Source organism: Chryseobacterium vrystaatense (assembly GCF_000737765.1).
GTDB lineage: Bacteria > Bacteroidota > Bacteroidia > Flavobacteriales > Weeksellaceae > Chryseobacterium > Chryseobacterium vrystaatense.
In genome coordinates this window covers 236,339-252,109 of the sequence record NZ_JPRI01000008.1, presented here as the reverse complement: position 1 = coordinate 252,109, position 15,771 = coordinate 236,339, and the positions used below count along the sequence as shown (strand labels likewise).

Below are 15,771 nucleotides of genomic sequence, written 5' to 3'. Positions count from 1 at the left end.
AAGTAAAGTAAATTTAATGATTCATGAGGAATCCGAGCTGAAATCCACAAAAATAATGCCCGGATAACAGGATGTGACAAAAATGCTTTATCTTTAATAATCTTGTCATATGAAAAGAGGCGGCGAGGATGGAATGACTAATTTTGAAAACAGTTAACCAGACAGGGAATACATTATATTGAATCTGTATTTCAGATGTTTATGGTTGAAAAATTAAACAAATAATCCAAAATATTAAAACTATGAAAATACTCTTAAAAATTATTGGCGTCATTATTCTTTTAGCTGTCATATATGCAATTATTGCAATGTTGGCTTTCAGCAAAAACTATCATTTTGAAAGATCAGTAGTCATCAATGCACCAAAAGAAAAAGTATGGCAGTATGTAGGCTCTCTGCAGGAATATAATAAATGGGACCCTTTTTCCAAAGCGGATCCGAATATTGTGATCACCTATTCCGGAACCGGTGATAAGGCAGGAGATTCTTATCATTGGAAAGGAAACGATAAAGTAGGAGAGGGAGAGCAGTCCATTACCGAAATCATACCCAATGATAAATTAGTAACCAAACTTCACTTTATAAAACCTTTCGAAGGCAATGCTGCTGCCAATTTTATTTTGACTCCCGAAGGAAATGGAACAAAAGTTACCTGGACCATAGATAACGAACTGAATACGATGATGAAGATCATGAAACCTATGATGGATATGAATATGAAAACCATGTTTGATCAGGGACTGGGAGACCTTAAAAAGATATCTGAAAAATAAAAAATATAAGCCTTGTGTTTCTGCAAGGCTTTTTTTATTGCTTTTCTCCCGAAAATATTTTGAAATAATAGGATCCTTTTTTGATTCTTCCCCCACAGGGAAACTGATTCAACATTCGATGATCATTACTCTATTTTATGAAGACGAAAATATAAATTATTATTTTAAAAAATTATTATCTTTATATAAAGATAAGATTTATGGAGAAGATCGTATTTGTAAAAAGTGATATAAGAGATTTTGTAAAAACGGTGATTACCGAAAAAATAGAAAAGCTTAAAAACTTCATCGAGTTTACGCTCGAAGCAAGCCGCGATATCAAAAAGACCCCGAAATATGACAGCATGAGAGAGGAAATGCAGGAGGAGATTTATCAGATGCAGCGCCAGCTTGCAGCGTTGAATGACCTTAAGCGAAATATGGCGAAAGTTCTGAATACTTCTACGGAACGTATACAGCTTGGCTCCCTTGTCATTACCAATAAAGCCCGTTTCTATATTTCGGTTTCATTAGGAGAGTTCTTTTTTGAAGGAGATCGGTTTTATGCCATCTCTCCCGAAAGTCCAATGGCTCAGAAGATGATGGGAATGAAATCCGGGGACGCTTTTACCCTTAATAATATTCATCAGCAGATTGTGGAGGTGATTTGAGAATCAATATTTTAGATGTCAGATATTAGATGGGAGATACCAGATTTCAGACTATGGAATACGGAGATTCAGTGCCAGTGGGATTTTCAGTTGTGAATTTTGCTTCGCAGGTCAATGGGAGGGATAGACAAAACTTGATACAATTGATGCTGAAAATTTGATAACTGATCAACAGTAATCCTTTCTCCCACTCATTTATTCTCAAACTCTCAAACCTCTTTACTGCTAAGTCTGCTGAAATTCACGAATAAATGTAAACCATTCAGATTCATGTCGTAAATTTGCAGCATGAATAAAGCGGACATTTTAAAAGAAATCATAGAACAGAGAAGAAGTATATTTCCGAAAGATTATTCTGAAACCGAAATAGCTCAGGAAATCCTAGATGAAATAGTACACTCAGCAACATTAGCCCCGAATCATAAGCGTACCAAACCCTGGCGGTTTAAGATTTTCAAAGGGGAAGAAAAAGCAAAATTAGCGTTAGAAATGCAGTCTATTTACAAGGCGACACAATCCGAACAGACTTTTTTAGAGAAAAAATACCAAGATATCGGCTTTAAAATTAATAAGGCGGATGCCGTCATTTCTATTATAGTCAATTTTAGTGGAATGGTCCCGGAATGGGAAGAAATCGCTGCTGTTTCAATGGCGGTACAGAATATGTATCTTACCTGCACAGCCAATAATATAGGCTGTTATTGGAGTTCCCCTAAGATTGTAGACAACCTTAAAGAATCTCTGACCATTGAAGAGAATCAGAAGTGTCTGGGACTTTTCTATCTGGGAAGTGTAGATTAATGATCTCATTTGGAGATGTTTTGGTAAAAAAACATCAAATTATCATATTAGCATTTCAACATATAAGAAAAAGTAGTATCTTTGCACTCTTAAATATTTAACTGGGACGAGTTCCCGTAAAATTCACAACATTATGTCAGTAAAAATCAGATTACAAAGACACGGTAAAAAAGGTAAGCCTTTTTTCCACATCGTGGTTGCAGATTCTAGAGCTAGAAGAGATGGTAGATTCATCGAGAAACTAGGAACTTACAACCCAATTACTAACCCTGCGACTATCGATTTGAACGTTGATGCTGCTGTAAAGTGGTTAAACAACGGTGCTCAGCCAACTGATACTGCAAGAGCTATCCTTTCTTATAAAGGTGCCCTTTACAAAAAACACTTACAAGGTGGTGTTGCTAAAGGTGCTTTTGACGAGGCTGAAGCTGAAAAAAGATTCGGGGCTTGGTTAGAATCTAAAGAACAAAAAGTACAAGGTAAAGTAGAAGGTTTAACTAAAGCTCAAGCTGACGCTAAGAAATCTGCTTTAGATGCTGAAGCTAAAGTAAATGAAGCTAGAATTGCTGCTGCTGCACAAGTAGAAGCTGATGCTAAAGCTGCTGAAGAAGCTGCTAACGCACCTGCTGAAGAAGTTGTAGAAGCTACAGAAGGAGAAGCTCCTGCTGCTGAAACTGAAGAAAACACTGAAGCTTAAAAAATACCTGTATGCGTAAAGAAGATTGCTATTTACTAGGAAAAATCACACGCAGACATGGCCTTGCGGGTAACGTTATCCTTAAATTGGATACCGACCAGCCCGAGCTTTACAATAAATTGGAATCAATATTCGTTGAAATCAACGGATTATTGGTTCCTTTTTTTATTGTAAAATCATCATGGAGCAAGAATGACGCACTGAATCTTGCCTTCAAAAATTCTTCTGAAGCTGTGGTAGATCAGGTTTTAGGTAAAAACGTATATTTACCGCTTACTACACTTCCGAAACTTTCCGGAAAACAGTTTTACTATCATGAGATCATCGGTTTCGATATTCTTGATGAACAGGATAAAGAATGTGGAGTGATTAGATCTGTGAATGATCAGACGGCTCAAAATTATTTCGTAACCAATCTGGATGGAAAAGAAGTGGTTATTCCTATCATCAAAGACTGGATTCTTGAGGTAAACAGAGAAGAAAGGTTTATCAAAATGCAACTTCCCGAAGGACTTATCGACGTTTTTTTAGTTTCCTCTAAAAAAGACGAATAAATCAATTTTTCAGATAATAGATCTGAAATTTCCCCTCTTTTATATTACTTACTAAAAAATACTTTCCTGTTTTGGTCTTTATTGGATCAGAAACGACTATTTGTGTATGATCTTCTTTTGTGAAGACTGTTTTATTTCCAACTTTTACATCATAATAATACAGGTAAACCGGAGTATATCCGAAAGATCCAACAAAATGATTACCCGTACTGAACCATTGGTTCCCTGACACAATCTTATCTTTTATTTTAAACGATACAGAATCAATATATTCTTTCTGAATTTCAGGATAAAAAATATTCTCCTGGTGAGCAAGTTTGATCTTCGGACTTAGCTTGGCATACAGAGGGTCTTTCTCTACAGAAGAATCTTTAGTAGCCAATTCCTGTAAAAGATTGTGGGATACAAAATAAGCATTTTTCTGTCCGGGATTAAACAGATAATTATAACTGTATACCGAACGATCCAAAATTTCGGGATTCATATCATCAGTAACCATCAGGATATGCTTCCCTTTTTCCAGAATATTTTTTTGATACACCATCTGCTCATCGGTGATTTTCATCATCAATGCAGAATCTTTTTCTGATTCTCCTTTGTGAAAAAGAGATTCGTATTTTTTGCGGGATATCATTCAGGTCAAAAAAAGGAAGGATCTGTTTGTAACGGAAATCCGGAGCAAGATATTTCCGGTTGTTGGCATACAGATTACCGGCATCATCTGTAAAAGCAAGATTATTGATAGCAGGATTGGTTTTCCACTTTTCAAAAATAACCAGTTTGCCCTGGTTGATGATAAATAGTCTGTTGGTATCGTTCTGGTATGAATCTGTTAGAGGAAAATTATAGACCAAAAGATAGCTGTCTTTGATCATAAAAGTACAGTTGTCTTTCTGAGAAAGGGGAAGGTCAAGTACTTTCTCTACGATTACTGTTTTATCTGAAAAATTAGGAAACCCCGGAATTTCGGGATACTTGTCTTCTTCTACATCCGTTTTAGGACTATAGCATGATGATAAAACAAAAAGAGATAGTAAAAGTGAAATCCTCATGGCTTATTTTTACTAAAGATACATTTTTTACCCGTTCACTGATACCAAGAATTTGAGCTGTTTTTATAATTATTTGAAAAATACAGCCAGTCAGAATAATCAGCATATCAAATAAAAAAATGAGTGACCGGTACACTAATCACTCATTATTTATTATGAATTGCCAGTTATTGATTAATAGCAGGGAGTAGATAGTCCTCAACTATTTTATCTGCCTGTGAATGGGCGTAAGGCTTGTTGTAGGCTTTCGCGGTAATGACAATTACAATGGGGATTTCTGTGAATATAATAATTTTATTTCCCCCATTTCCACTGGATTGATACGCTTCAAAATTTTGATTCCCTACTTTATAAACTTTTCGCCAGAATAAATAGCCATATCCTTCAAAATCCTGAGTGTCTGTGAAGTAATTTGTAAACGATTTCTTTACCCAGTTTTTGTCAATAAGATTTCGTCCATTCCACATTCCGTTATTTTTATAAAGCTGTCCGAATTTTGCGAAATCTAAGGTTCTCATACGAAGCCCGCCGGCTAAAGAAGGTTTATGCTGTGGGGTAAACTGCCATTGATAGTTTGTGATTCCAAGAGGTTGAAATATTTTATTTTCAGCATACTTTTCCAGGCCTTTAGGTACTGTTTTATCTAAAATATCTCCGGTCATTACAACACCAGCAGTGAAATAATTCCACATTTTTCCTGGCTTGTTTTCTGTAGTGGGCAGATCGAGTGCAAATTTTACCCAATTCTCTGTAGGATACATATTCTCTTCATTTCCAGGCGATTCTTCATCTACATCATTTCCGTCAAAGCCGGAGCTCATCGTTAGTAGACTTTTTATAGTAATGCTGTCTTTATGAGAAGAATAATTTTTGAATGTTTTCAAATCATAGAATTCTTTCAGCATTTGATTTTCATTTTTGATGTAGCCATCTTTAATAGCAATACCCATCAATGCTGAAGCGAAAGATTTCCCAACCGAACGCGTATCCTGAAGAGAATCTCTTCCTGACTGGCTGAAATATTCCTCCAAAAGAAGCTTTTCATTTTTAATAACCACAATACTGGTGATGTCTCTGAATCTGTTCGCTGTAATTTTTGTATTTAAAAGCCTTATTTTTTCTTTGTTCAGGTTTTCATCAGAAATCATCCATCCGCTGCCAGGCTGTATTTTTTGAATGGCAATCTGTTGTTCAGAAACATTTTTGTGTGGAACGGTCAGTTGAATTTCACCGGTTGCGATGGTAGGTCCAACTTGTAACGAAGACGTTTTTAAATAAGGTTTGATTTCAATTTTTAAAAGATGCTTTCCTTCGTCCAGAGCATCGATTCCTCCATGTCCCAGATAAAATCTCATCCACATATATTTGCCCCAGGAATCTTCATTTTTTGAATTTAATAAAGGAATTCTAAAAGTAGTTTTCTTTTTTTTATCTTCCGGCAGCCCTGCTCCTGTGTTTACATTTTCTGTATAGATTAGTTTTCCGTCTACAAAGAAATTGAATTGGTAATTTCCTTTTTTCAGTAATTCGTCGGAGGACAGAGAAGGGTCAATCTGGTGTAAATAGTTCAACAAAGAGTTGTCCATGAAAATACGGATATCAAGATCCTGATCCTCCCAGAATATCATGGTTTTGAGAAAATCAGATTCTTTTATCTGGTCCGGTGCAACAGCTTTACCCAGAAAAACAATTTTGTTGATGTTTTTTTTATGAACAGGTTGTGTAATAACATCGGGATCTGTCATATTTTTTGACTGACCTGAAGAAAGTCCAAAACTTAGAAGTAAAACAAACAGTAGAATTGATTTCATTTTAATATTTTATCTGAGCAAAAGTATACATTGATTTCCAGTAAAAATAGAATGAAATTAACATTATCACTTTTTCATAAGATGTTTATACTGTAAAGGTGTAATTCCTGTGTTTTCTTTAAATGACCTGATGAAATGGCTTTGATCTGCAAAACCACATTCCATTGCTACTTCAGCCAAAGACGGGTAGGTGTTGAGAAGCGTTAAAGACTTATTGATCTTCAGTTTTCTGATATAGGTTCCCAAACTGCAGTGGAAATATTTTTGAAAATCCCGGCTTAAATGGACAGGATGGATGTCAATGGTTTTGGAAAGATAGGTTAGATCTAGTTTTTCTGTGAAATTTTCATGCAGTACTTCATTAATCTTATTTACCCAGCCGGGTTTTTTACCGGTATTCTGAACTTTATTGGATAACTCACTGAAAATGTTCAGTAAAAGTTCATGAACAGAAATCTCAAAAGAAGAATCATTCATTTTGGTTTCTCTAAAAATCTTGTACATCAACAATTTTAAAGCTGGATTTTTCAAATTGAAACTTCCTTCAATAGAATCTTTTGAAATCTGAAATTTTTCAAACCAGCTTTCTGTAACTTCAAGATGAAATCCTCTCGTAAAAATGTCAGGTTTGATATTGTAGTGAGCATCCTCCCAATGATGATAGAGCAGTGTTCCTGCCGGACAGTCATAGATTTCTTTTTTATTTCCTTCAGTCATATTTCCCTGGAGCAGAAATGTGAAATAGGCATTTTCATGATAATGCCAGTCGACATAAGGATGGGTGTATTCCGTATCCGTAATGGTCAGTCCGTCAAAACGCACGGTTTGATTGGTCAGTCCAAAAAACTCACCATTAAGGAGGTTTTTCATATTAATTTATTATTTAAATGAATAATCTGCTCATACATTTTATTGAAAAATATCTTTCTGTCACGGTTTCCTGAAGTGTTCAGAGATTTTGAATTTTTGATCTGATGTTCAAAATAATTCTGTGTTTCGCTGCAGGTTTTTGCATCATTAATTAAGATATACCCAAACATATTTACTGGTAAAGCAAAAAGTGACTGTTTCGGATGATGGAAAAATATGTCATTGGAAAGATGCATCAGTTCATTTTCATAAAAATGAAATTTTGGATTATTCTCTGTTTTATGTTCAATGTATTTTATAAGTTCTCTGAGTTCTTCCAATATAACTTCGGCTTCATTTTTTTGTAAAAGTCCGGTTTCATAATAAAATAAAATCTGTTGCAGAATACTGGAAATAGTCCTGTCATTCCATAATTCTACAACATTCTGTGCTTCATATTTTTTCTTTAGTTCCTGTGTGTTGGATTCGAAATAAGGTGGGGAAAACTGTTTAAAGGGAATGAAAACCTGTTTTGCATTCAGCAGATTCATCCAGACATAAATTTTAAAACGGGAAAGCAGTGTGTCTGAAAGTGTATAAAAAAACGGAATATCCTTAGCCGAATAATAGATAGTCATGTCATCGGAAAGCGGAAGGTTTTCAAAAATACCGAGATTATTCTGAAAAAAAGACTGTAAATCTTCAGTATTATTCACGGCTGAAGTTTTCTGAACCACGAGCTGCCGGTCTGAAGTGATAAACTGATTAAGGGAAATCTGATAATATTTCGCCAGTTCCAAAGCTTCTTCAAAACTGAACTTTGCTTTAAGAGATGTTCTTCTGTGGGATGCATCATAACTTATATTGAGAATATTGGCAATCTCGTCATTCAAAGATTTGTCACCGATTTTTCTGCGAATTTCTTTAAGCAAAAGTTCCTGATACATGGTTTTGTGATTTTCACAAATGTACTTCTTTATTTTAATTTTTTTTCGCATTCGTATTGGTGATTTTCACAGATACTTTTGAGGTATAATTTTAAAACAATGAGTTATGAAAATAAAATTTTTAATGATGATTGTCCTCTTGGCAGGAATCATCATGAACGCTCAGGATAGTTTACATGCTGTATCGGATCGATCTAAGTTTATTGCCTTTTCACCTTCGAAAGAAACTAAAAATGTCAATGGAATGCTTATTAAATATTATGATGAAATTGATCAGGAAATACAGCCTAAAAAAGTAAATGGTATTGGACTGGGGCTTAATGGTTTAGGTGTATTCTTTCCCTTGCTTTTTCTGGTTAATATTACATCCATTGATAATTGGGCAATTAATGATGTTGGTTCAGAACCTTTACCGGATAAAATGAATAAGATCAACGGGCTGCAGTTCTCTATAATCAATATGGAACCTACTGTTACCAATGGATTGGAATTGAGTTTATCCAGTAATATTAGTGCACCCTCTGTTACCAATGGAATTGCCGTCTCACCATTGTACAATTTTCATCATACAACTAATGGTTTAGCTGTTTCAACTTTCGCGAATATAAGTCAAAAATGCAGGGGTGTTCAGGTTTCTTTAATCAATGTATGTAAAAACTCACGAGGGATACAAATTGGTTTTTGGAACGAAAACGAAAGAAGAAAATTTCCCTTGATCAATTGGAATTTTAAAAATAAAAAGTCATGAAAAAATTACCATATCTGCTTATTGCCATCAGGTTTATTCTTGCTCCTGTTATTGTGTTAATAGCTTATTTCAAAGGTGCAGAATCAAGATTTTTAATTTTGGGATTAATGTATTTCGGATTGCTGACTGATATCTTCGATGGAATTATTGCCCGAAAAGTCGGTGTTTCATCAGAAAAATTAAGGAGACTGGACAGCCAGACCGATTTGATCTTCTGGCTTTCACTGGGAATTGCGTCCTATTTCCTGAATCCTGAATTGATTAAAAATGAATGGCAGGGAATTCTTTTAATTTTCGTCATGGAAGCGCTTTGTTATATAGTCAGTATCTGGAAGTTTGGTAAAGAAACCTGTACCCATGCTTTCATATCTAAGATGTGGGGGTTAAGTCTGGTGATCGCTTTTACGTATCTGATTGGCTTTCAGCAGGCGGGATGGGCTTTTTATCTTACGGTTGTTTTGGGGTTTGTATCTCATATTGATGTTATTCTGATTGTTTTACTGCTTCGTAAATGGCAATACGACATACCAAGTTCCTATCATGCATGGAAAATCCACAATGGAAAAGAGCGAAAAAAAACGGTATTCTTTAATTAAATAATATTTAGAGCATAGTTTCTGATTGAAAATTTTGATAAATGATTTTTTAAAAATACAGCGTAATCATCAAGTTGCGCTGTTTTTTTGTAACTTTGCAGACGTTAATTTTTAAACGAAAATTTATAATCAACAAATGAAAAAGCAGACGATTAAAGAAATCCTACAGGATTACAAGAAAGTATTACATCATGACATTACTGTTTACGGATGGGTAAGATCATTCCGTGCGAATCGCTTTATTGCCCTTAATGATGGATCTACGATTAATAATTTGCAAATAGTTGTTGATTTTGAAAATTTTGATGAAGAGATTCTTAAGAAGATCAGTACAGCTTCTTCCCTTAAAGTAATTGGAGAAGTGGTAGAAAGTCAGGGAGCTGGACAGGCAGTGGAAATCATTGCTAAAAAGATCATTATTTTAGGAGATAACTTTACAGAAGAACTTCAGAATACGATTCTTCAGCCTAAGAAACACAGTTTGGAGAAACTTCGTGAGCAGGCACACCTGAGATTCAGAACCAATGTATTTGGAGCTGTTTTCAGAGTACGTCACGCAGTAAGCTTCGCAGTGCATTCATTTTTTAACCAAAACCAGTTTTTCTATATCAACACACCTGTAATTACGGGTGCGGATGCGGAAGGAGCAGGAGAAATGTTCGGAGTAACGAACTTTGACCTGAACAATATGCCAAGAACTGAAGAGGGAGAGATTGATTTTGCACAGGATTTCTTTGGTAAAAAGACCAACCTGACGGTTTCCGGACAGCTTGAAGGAGAAACTGCAGCGATGGGATTGGGTAGAATTTATACATTCGGACCTACTTTCCGTGCAGAAAACTCAAACACGACAAGACACCTTGCAGAATTCTGGATGATAGAACCGGAAGTAGCCTTTAACAACCTTGAAGACAACATCGATCTTGCAGAAGATTTCTTAAAATATGTGATTCAGTATGTTCTTGACAACTGTAAAGATGATCTTGAATTCCTGAACACCCGTTTTGAAGAAGAACAAAAAGGAAAACCTGAAAAAGACAGAGCTAAAGAAGGTCTTATCGAAAAACTTCATAATGTTATCGCTAAACGTTTCAAACGTGTAAGCTATACGGAAGCTATTGAGATCTTACTGAACTCTAAAGAAAATAAAAAAGGAAAATTCCAGTATCCGGTTGAAAACTGGGGTGCTGATCTTCAGTCTGAACACGAAAGATACCTGGTTGAAAAGCATTTTGAATGCCCGGTAGTGTTGTTTGACTATCCAAAGGAGATTAAAGCTTTCTATATGAAACTGAATGATGATAATAAGACCGTTGCAGCAATGGACGTTTTGTTCCCTGGTATCGGGGAGATCATCGGTGGATCTGAAAGAGAAGCAAGACTGGATGTCCTAAAACAGAAAATGGAAGATATGCATGTAGATGCGGAAGAACTTTGGTGGTATCTTGATACCCGAAAATTCGGTTCTGTACCGCATGCAGGCTTCGGTTTAGGGTTGGAAAGACTGGTTCTTTTCGTAACAGGAATGACCAACATCAGAGATGTAATTCCTTTCCCTAGAACGCCGAAAAGTGCTGAATTCTAGACCAATAAAAAAAGCCTTAATGTAAAAATTAAGGCTTTTTTATTTTCTAATAGTTTATTATGATACCATGTATAATGCAAAAATCATGCTAAATGCATTTTTTGTCGAATTAATTTATTAAATTCGTAGAATATGTTATGTTAAAACACAAAGACTAATATGCTTAAACAACACTTACAACTCAAATTAGGACAGAAGCTGGCACCTCAGCAGATCCAACTGATGAAGCTTATTCAGCTTCACACATTGGAATTCGAAGAGGAGCTGGAAAGAGAGCTAGAAGAGAATCCTGCTTTGGAAATTGTAAAGGAAGATTCTAAAGAAGATGAATTTTCTTCTCTTGAAGATGCTTATCAGGATGAGGGAACAGCCAGCATTGAAACAGATTTTGACGTCAATGAGTATATCTATGACGACGAACCCAACTATAAAACAGCTTCCAGCAACTATTCTCCGGACGATGAAGAATTCGATAATGAAAGTCTTCTGACAGAAGGGCAGTCTTTATATGACTACCTGCTGGAGCAGATTCACCTGGTGAATATCAGTGATGAAGACGAGAAGATTGCTGAGTATGTTATTGGTAACCTTGATACAGACGGATATCTTAGACGGGAAATCAAAGCTATTGTAGATGATCTTGCTTTCTCTCAGGGAATTTATACCACTAAAGAAAAAGTAGAAGATATCTTAGAGAATTACATTCAGAAACTTGATCCGCCTGGGGTAGGAGCAAGAGGTCTTCAGGAATGTCTGCTGCTTCAAATCGAAAAGAAGGTAAGTTCCGACAAAGCGGTTTCTTTAGCGGCAAATATTTTAAGACATCAGTTTGATGCGCTTACCAATAAGCACTACAATAAGATTATTCAGAAATACGATATAGAAGAAGAAGATCTTAAAGATGCTCTGGAAGAGATCTCAAAGCTTTCCCCAAAAGTGGGCGGGAACTTTGATACGCAGACCATTACCATCAATCAGGAAATTATCCCGGATTTTGTGATCCAGGTGAAGGACGGAATGGTTATTCCAATGCTTAACAGCAAAAATGCGCCGACTTTAAGAGTTTCTGAAGAATATAAAGATATTTTAACTACGTATTCTCACGATAAAAACTCTTCAGAACATAAGCAGGCTGCATTGTTTATCAAGCAGAAATTGGATGCCGCAAAATGGTATATAGATGCCATTAACCAGCGTCAGAATACTTTGCTTCAGACTATTACGGCTATTGTGAAATTTCAGAAGGAATATTTTATCACCGGAGACGAAAAATCTCTGAAACCGATGATTCTTAAGGATGTCGCAGATATTACAGGATTTGATATTTCCACCATTTCCAGAGTAGTAAAAAGCAAATATGCAGATACATCAAACGGAATTATTTATCTGAAAGACCTATTCTCAGACAGTCTTACCAATGATGATGGTGAAGAAGTCTCTACCAAAGAGATTAAAACTCATCTTCAGGAAGTTATCGGAAAAGAGAATAAGAGAAAACCCCTTACCGATGATGCGCTGGTTGTAATTCTGAAAGAACAGGGTTATAATATTGCGAGAAGAACGATTGCAAAATACCGCGAACAGCTTAATATTCCGGTAGCAAGATTAAGAAAAGAACTTTAATAAGTTATATATAAAATAAAGAAGAGCCCGGTATTTCCGGGCTTTTTTGTTGATGATTTCTTTTAGGAACGTTGTTTTAAAGTATTCAGTTCAAGTTCTTTTAAAGAGATTTCACGCATTTCCACTTTTCTTATTTTTCCGGAAATCGTCATTGGAAATTCATCCACAAATTTCCAGTATTTCGGAATTTTATAATGGGCAATCCTTCCTTTACAATATTCTAAGAGCTCGGCTTCCGTTACCGTAAATCCTTTTCTGACTTTTATCCACGCCATTATTTCTTCTCCATATTTTTCACTCGGAATGCCGATGATCTGTACATCAAGAATATTCAGATATGTATATAAGAAATCTTCAATCTCTTTGGGGGAAATATTTTCGCCTCCACGAATGATCAGGTCTTTAATTCTTCCGGAGATTGTAATATACCCATCAGCATCCATTACAGCCATATCACCCGTATGCATCCATCGGGCATCATCCAATACTTTTTTCGTGTTTTCCGGATCGTTCCAGTATTTCAGCATCACAGAATAGCCTCTGGTGCAAAGTTCGCCATGTTCACCGCGCTCAACGGTTCTGCCGTTTTCGTCAATAATCTTAATCTCAAGATGGTCCTGTACAGTTCCTACGGTACTGACCTGTTTATCCAATGGCGTTCCGATCAGGGTTTGGGTAGAAACAGGAGAGGTTTCGGTCATGCCGTAACAAATACTCATTTCCTTAATATTCATCAGATTTTCCACCTTTTTCATAATCTCCGGCGGACAGACTGAACCTGCCATTACACCGGTCCTTAAATTTGAAAAATCATAAAGATCGAAGTTTTTCACTGCGAGTTCAGCAATAAACATTGTTGGAACTCCATATAGTGAAGTGCATTTTTCGTCAGAAACCGTCTGTAAAGTAATCTCCGGATCAAAACTGTCATTCGGTATTACCATGCAGGCACCGTGAGATGTACAGCATATATTTCCTATTACCATTCCAAAACAGTGATAAAAAGGTACAGGAATACAGACACGGTCCAGCTCAGTGTATTTTAAACGTACTCCAATAAAATATCCGTTATTTAAAATGTTATGATGGGAAAGTGTAACGCCTTTTGGAAAGCCCGTAGTTCCTGATGTATACTGAATATTCACGGCATCATCAAACTGTACATGCTCTTCAAAACTGTGAAGGGTATCGTCTGAAATATCCTGTCCCTTGTTTACAAAAACTTCCCAGCTGTCATCAAAGAAGATTTCATGTTCCAGACTGGGACATACTTCCTTTGCATATTCTACCATTTCCCTGTAATTACTTGTTTTGAAATGTAACGAGGAAAAAATAAAACGGATTCCGGACTGGTTGATCACATAGGTGAGTTCGTGTGTTCTGTAAGCAGGATTGATATTAACCAGTATCGTTCCTATCCGTGCGGTTGCATACTGAAGCAGTACCCATTCATAGCGGTTAGAAGACCAGATCCCTATTCTGTCTCCTGCTTTTGCTCCTGCAAAAATTAAGGCTTTCGCAACAGCTGTTGTCTGATTATAAAATTCCTGATAGGTAGCTCTGTAATTTTGATGAACACAGATTAAAGCTTCTTGATTGGGGTATTTTTCAACAGTCTTTTTAAGATTTCCTCCGATAGTTTGTCCAAGTAATGGAATCGGGGAAACTCCATAGACGTAAGATAATGGCATAGTTTAAGATTTGGTGGGATAAAATTAATGAAAAATCTTTAACTGATGCCTGTTTGTACTAATTTTCGTGAGAATCTATGTCTTTAAGCTGTTTTAAATTTCTGTCCAGTTTTCTGATAATAATTCCATACACAAGTCTGTAATAAAGCCAGATCAGCAATACACAAAGGACGGTACTTACAATGATTCCAATAATCACGATGATAAGATTTGAATTGGAAGGCTGTACATTTTGGGAATTCAATACATAAAAGATGAATGCTGTAAATACAAACATAAAAGCAACCAACAGGACAATGCTGATCAGAATGAAAGCATTGACGGTCTTCTTGAATTTGATAATCCGTGTGATGAGGCCTTTCAGGTTTTCCTCGATCCTTATCTTGCGGTAATTTTGGTAAAATTTCAAAACAAAATAAGCTGTAATCAGTAAACTTAAAACTTTAATAGCTAAATAAGCGTGATCAAAATTAGTCTCTATTTCAGGGGCTTCCTGTGCTCCCAGTTTTTCTAAGATCTTACGGAAACTGTCTGAGTCCTGATCTTGAAAGAAATAGAACAATCCCAAAACAGAGAAGAATAAAAATTCCAACACACTGATCCAGAAAATATATTTCACGTAATTGCGTGATTTTCTATTCAGCATCTTAAGGATCTCCGTGCTGTCATATTTGGGCTGAACAGGCTGCTCCTGCCATGTCTTCTTAAAACTGTCTAAATCAAAATCAGGCATATTTTTCCATCTGTTCTTTAAGGGTTTTCTTTAATCTGTTCATTTTCACACGCGCATTGACCTCGGTGATCCCAAGGTTTTCTGCAATATCCTTATAGGGCAGGTCGTCAAGATACATCATTACAATCGCTCTTTCTACATTGGGAAGGGTTTTAATCACAGTGTACAGAAGAGAAATCTGTTGCTGTTTGTCATCATCATCTTCCACAAAATCCCTGTGATTGATATCCAGTTCATTAGTAGGAAGGCTTTTGCTTTTTTTTCTGAAAAGAGTAATGGCTGTATTAAGGGCTACGCGATACATCCACGTAGAAATTTTAGAGTTTCCTTTAAAGGAGTCGTAGCTTCTCCAAAGCTGCAGTACGATTTCCTGAAACAAATCTTCTTCGTCTTCAAGAGAATTGGTATACAGACGCGAAACTTTAATAATCAGACCCTGATTATCCTTAATAAGCTGCGCAAATTCTTTTTCTCTGGAAGCCATAGATATATAATGGTACGAAGATAATAATAATGTGGTGATTTGTTGATATGATGATGGGATAATTTGTGAATGTACTGATTAGCTGATCTGGCTGAGTTCTGTGGTTTTATATTATTTTCCTGAATGACCTAAGCACTTGTGATTTACGTATATCTTCCTTAATCAATCTCATTATCA

Annotated in this window: 17 protein-coding genes; 9 read left to right on the top strand and 8 right to left on the bottom strand. The window is 36.0% G+C overall.

Features of this window, described 5'->3' with window-relative positions; all coding sequences use genetic code 11:
* The first annotated feature begins 242 nt into the window (after positions 1-242).
* From IW16_RS19330 to rimM, 5 genes are all read left to right on the top strand, one after another.
* Positions 243-773 carry an SRPBCC family protein gene (locus IW16_RS19330; RefSeq protein WP_034748314.1) on the top strand — a complete coding sequence of 177 codons (531 nt, stop codon included), beginning with the start codon at positions 243-245 and terminating at the stop codon, positions 771-773.
* A gap of 200 nt (positions 774-973) precedes the next feature.
* Positions 974-1,423, top strand: coding sequence for a hypothetical protein (locus IW16_RS19325; protein WP_034748311.1), 450 nt, complete (start codon positions 974-976; stop codon positions 1,421-1,423).
* A gap of 288 nt (positions 1,424-1,711) precedes the next feature.
* Positions 1,712-2,224, top strand: coding sequence for a nitroreductase family protein (locus IW16_RS19320; protein ID WP_034748310.1), 513 nt, complete (start codon positions 1,712-1,714; stop codon positions 2,222-2,224).
* 133 nt (positions 2,225-2,357) lie between these two features.
* Positions 2,358-2,921, top strand: a complete 564-nt coding sequence (locus IW16_RS19315) for a 30S ribosomal protein S16 (protein WP_034748307.1) — start codon at positions 2,358-2,360, stop codon at positions 2,919-2,921.
* Positions 2,922-2,932: 11 nt separating this feature from the next.
* Positions 2,933-3,475, top strand: coding sequence for a ribosome maturation factor RimM (gene rimM, locus IW16_RS19310; protein WP_034748305.1), 543 nt, complete (start codon positions 2,933-2,935; stop codon positions 3,473-3,475).
* Position 3,476: 1 nt separating this feature from the next.
* On the opposite strand, the gene IW16_RS19305 is transcribed toward rimM, so the two are convergent.
* The 5 genes from IW16_RS19305 to IW16_RS19285 form a co-directional block, all read right to left on the bottom strand.
* Positions 3,477-4,043 (bottom strand): hypothetical protein, encoded by a 567-nt coding sequence (locus tag IW16_RS19305; RefSeq protein WP_034748302.1) that lies wholly within the window; start codon positions 4,041-4,043, stop codon positions 3,477-3,479.
* On the bottom strand, positions 4,024-4,527 hold the full coding sequence (locus IW16_RS19300; RefSeq protein ID WP_034748299.1) for a hypothetical protein: 504 nt from the start codon (positions 4,525-4,527) through the stop codon (positions 4,024-4,026). Before IW16_RS19300 ends, IW16_RS19305 begins: the two co-directional genes overlap by 20 nt.
* A gap of 167 nt (positions 4,528-4,694) precedes the next feature.
* Positions 4,695-6,338 (bottom strand): serine hydrolase domain-containing protein, encoded by a 1,644-nt coding sequence (locus tag IW16_RS19295; protein WP_034748297.1) that lies wholly within the window; start codon positions 6,336-6,338, stop codon positions 4,695-4,697.
* Positions 6,339-6,404: 66 nt separating this feature from the next.
* Positions 6,405-7,208 carry a helix-turn-helix domain-containing protein gene (locus tag IW16_RS19290; RefSeq protein ID WP_034748294.1) on the bottom strand — a complete coding sequence of 268 codons (804 nt, stop codon included), beginning with the start codon at positions 7,206-7,208 and terminating at the stop codon, positions 6,405-6,407.
* Positions 7,205-8,185: an XRE family transcriptional regulator gene (locus IW16_RS19285; protein ID WP_228376964.1), complete on the bottom strand. Its 981-nt coding sequence runs from the start codon at positions 8,183-8,185 to the stop codon at positions 7,205-7,207. Before IW16_RS19285 ends, IW16_RS19290 begins: the two co-directional genes overlap by 4 nt.
* A gap of 55 nt (positions 8,186-8,240) precedes the next feature.
* Here IW16_RS19285 and IW16_RS19280 point away from each other — a divergent pair, with 55 nt between their 5' ends.
* The 4 genes from IW16_RS19280 (at position 8,241) to rpoN (ending at position 12,686) form a co-directional block, all read left to right on the top strand.
* On the top strand, positions 8,241-8,882 hold the full coding sequence (locus tag IW16_RS19280; RefSeq protein ID WP_034748289.1) for a hypothetical protein: 642 nt from the start codon (positions 8,241-8,243) through the stop codon (positions 8,880-8,882).
* Positions 8,879-9,478: a CDP-alcohol phosphatidyltransferase family protein gene (locus IW16_RS19275; protein WP_034748287.1), complete on the top strand. Its 600-nt coding sequence runs from the start codon at positions 8,879-8,881 to the stop codon at positions 9,476-9,478. The genes IW16_RS19280 and IW16_RS19275 overlap by 4 nt, the downstream gene beginning before the upstream one ends.
* Positions 9,479-9,614: 136 nt before the next feature.
* Positions 9,615-11,063, top strand: a complete 1,449-nt coding sequence (asnS, locus tag IW16_RS19270) for an asparagine--tRNA ligase (RefSeq protein ID WP_034748284.1) — start codon at positions 9,615-9,617, stop codon at positions 11,061-11,063.
* A gap of 159 nt (positions 11,064-11,222) precedes the next feature.
* The gene (rpoN, locus tag IW16_RS19265; protein ID WP_034748281.1) at positions 11,223-12,686 is read left to right on the top strand and encodes an RNA polymerase factor sigma-54; all 1,464 of its coding nucleotides are present in this window, start codon (positions 11,223-11,225) and stop codon (positions 12,684-12,686) included.
* A gap of 62 nt (positions 12,687-12,748) precedes the next feature.
* On the opposite strand, the gene IW16_RS19260 is transcribed toward rpoN, so the two are convergent.
* The 3 genes from IW16_RS19260 to IW16_RS19250 are packed head-to-tail and all read right to left on the bottom strand — an operon-like array spanning position 12,749 to position 15,594.
* A complete protein-coding gene (locus IW16_RS19260) occupies positions 12,749-14,377 on the bottom strand; it encodes an AMP-binding protein (protein ID WP_034748278.1) in 1,629 nt (542 codons plus the stop codon).
* 58 nt (positions 14,378-14,435) lie between these two features.
* Positions 14,436-15,110, bottom strand: coding sequence for a hypothetical protein (locus IW16_RS19255; protein WP_034748274.1), 675 nt, complete (start codon positions 15,108-15,110; stop codon positions 14,436-14,438).
* Positions 15,103-15,594 carry an RNA polymerase sigma factor gene (locus tag IW16_RS19250; RefSeq protein WP_034748271.1) on the bottom strand — a complete coding sequence of 164 codons (492 nt, stop codon included), beginning with the start codon at positions 15,592-15,594 and terminating at the stop codon, positions 15,103-15,105. Before IW16_RS19250 ends, IW16_RS19255 begins: the two co-directional genes overlap by 8 nt.
* Between the last annotated feature and the right edge of the window lie 177 nt (positions 15,595-15,771).

Coding starts and splice junctions, on each gene's coding strand:
- IW16_RS19300 (WP_034748299.1), bottom strand. CDS start 4,527: ATGAGGATTTCACTTTTACTATCTCTTTTTGTTTTATCATCATGCTAT.
- IW16_RS19320 (WP_034748310.1), top strand. CDS start 1,712: ATGAATAAAGCGGACATTTTAAAAGAAATCATAGAACAGAGAAGAAGT.
- IW16_RS19290 (WP_034748294.1), bottom strand. CDS start 7,208: ATGAAAAACCTCCTTAATGGTGAGTTTTTTGGACTGACCAATCAAACC.
- IW16_RS19275 (WP_034748287.1), top strand. CDS start 8,879: ATGAAAAAATTACCATATCTGCTTATTGCCATCAGGTTTATTCTTGCT.
- IW16_RS19305 (WP_034748302.1), bottom strand. CDS start 4,043: ATGATGAAAATCACCGATGAGCAGATGGTGTATCAAAAAAATATTCTG.
- IW16_RS19315 (WP_034748307.1), top strand. CDS start 2,358: ATGTCAGTAAAAATCAGATTACAAAGACACGGTAAAAAAGGTAAGCCT.
- IW16_RS19325 (WP_034748311.1), top strand. CDS start 974: ATGGAGAAGATCGTATTTGTAAAAAGTGATATAAGAGATTTTGTAAAA.
- asnS (WP_034748284.1), top strand. CDS start 9,615: ATGAAAAAGCAGACGATTAAAGAAATCCTACAGGATTACAAGAAAGTA.
- IW16_RS19250 (WP_034748271.1), bottom strand. CDS start 15,594: ATGGCTTCCAGAGAAAAAGAATTTGCGCAGCTTATTAAGGATAATCAG.
- rimM (WP_034748305.1), top strand. CDS start 2,933: ATGCGTAAAGAAGATTGCTATTTACTAGGAAAAATCACACGCAGACAT.
- IW16_RS19285 (WP_228376964.1), bottom strand. CDS start 8,185: ATGCGAAAAAAAATTAAAATAAAGAAGTACATTTGTGAAAATCACAAA.
- rpoN (WP_034748281.1), top strand. CDS start 11,223: ATGCTTAAACAACACTTACAACTCAAATTAGGACAGAAGCTGGCACCT.
- IW16_RS19260 (WP_034748278.1), bottom strand. CDS start 14,377: ATGCCATTATCTTACGTCTATGGAGTTTCCCCGATTCCATTACTTGGA.
- IW16_RS19330 (WP_034748314.1), top strand. CDS start 243: ATGAAAATACTCTTAAAAATTATTGGCGTCATTATTCTTTTAGCTGTC.
- IW16_RS19255 (WP_034748274.1), bottom strand. CDS start 15,110: ATGCCTGATTTTGATTTAGACAGTTTTAAGAAGACATGGCAGGAGCAG.
- IW16_RS19295 (WP_034748297.1), bottom strand. CDS start 6,338: ATGAAATCAATTCTACTGTTTGTTTTACTTCTAAGTTTTGGACTTTCT.
- IW16_RS19280 (WP_034748289.1), top strand. CDS start 8,241: ATGAAAATAAAATTTTTAATGATGATTGTCCTCTTGGCAGGAATCATC.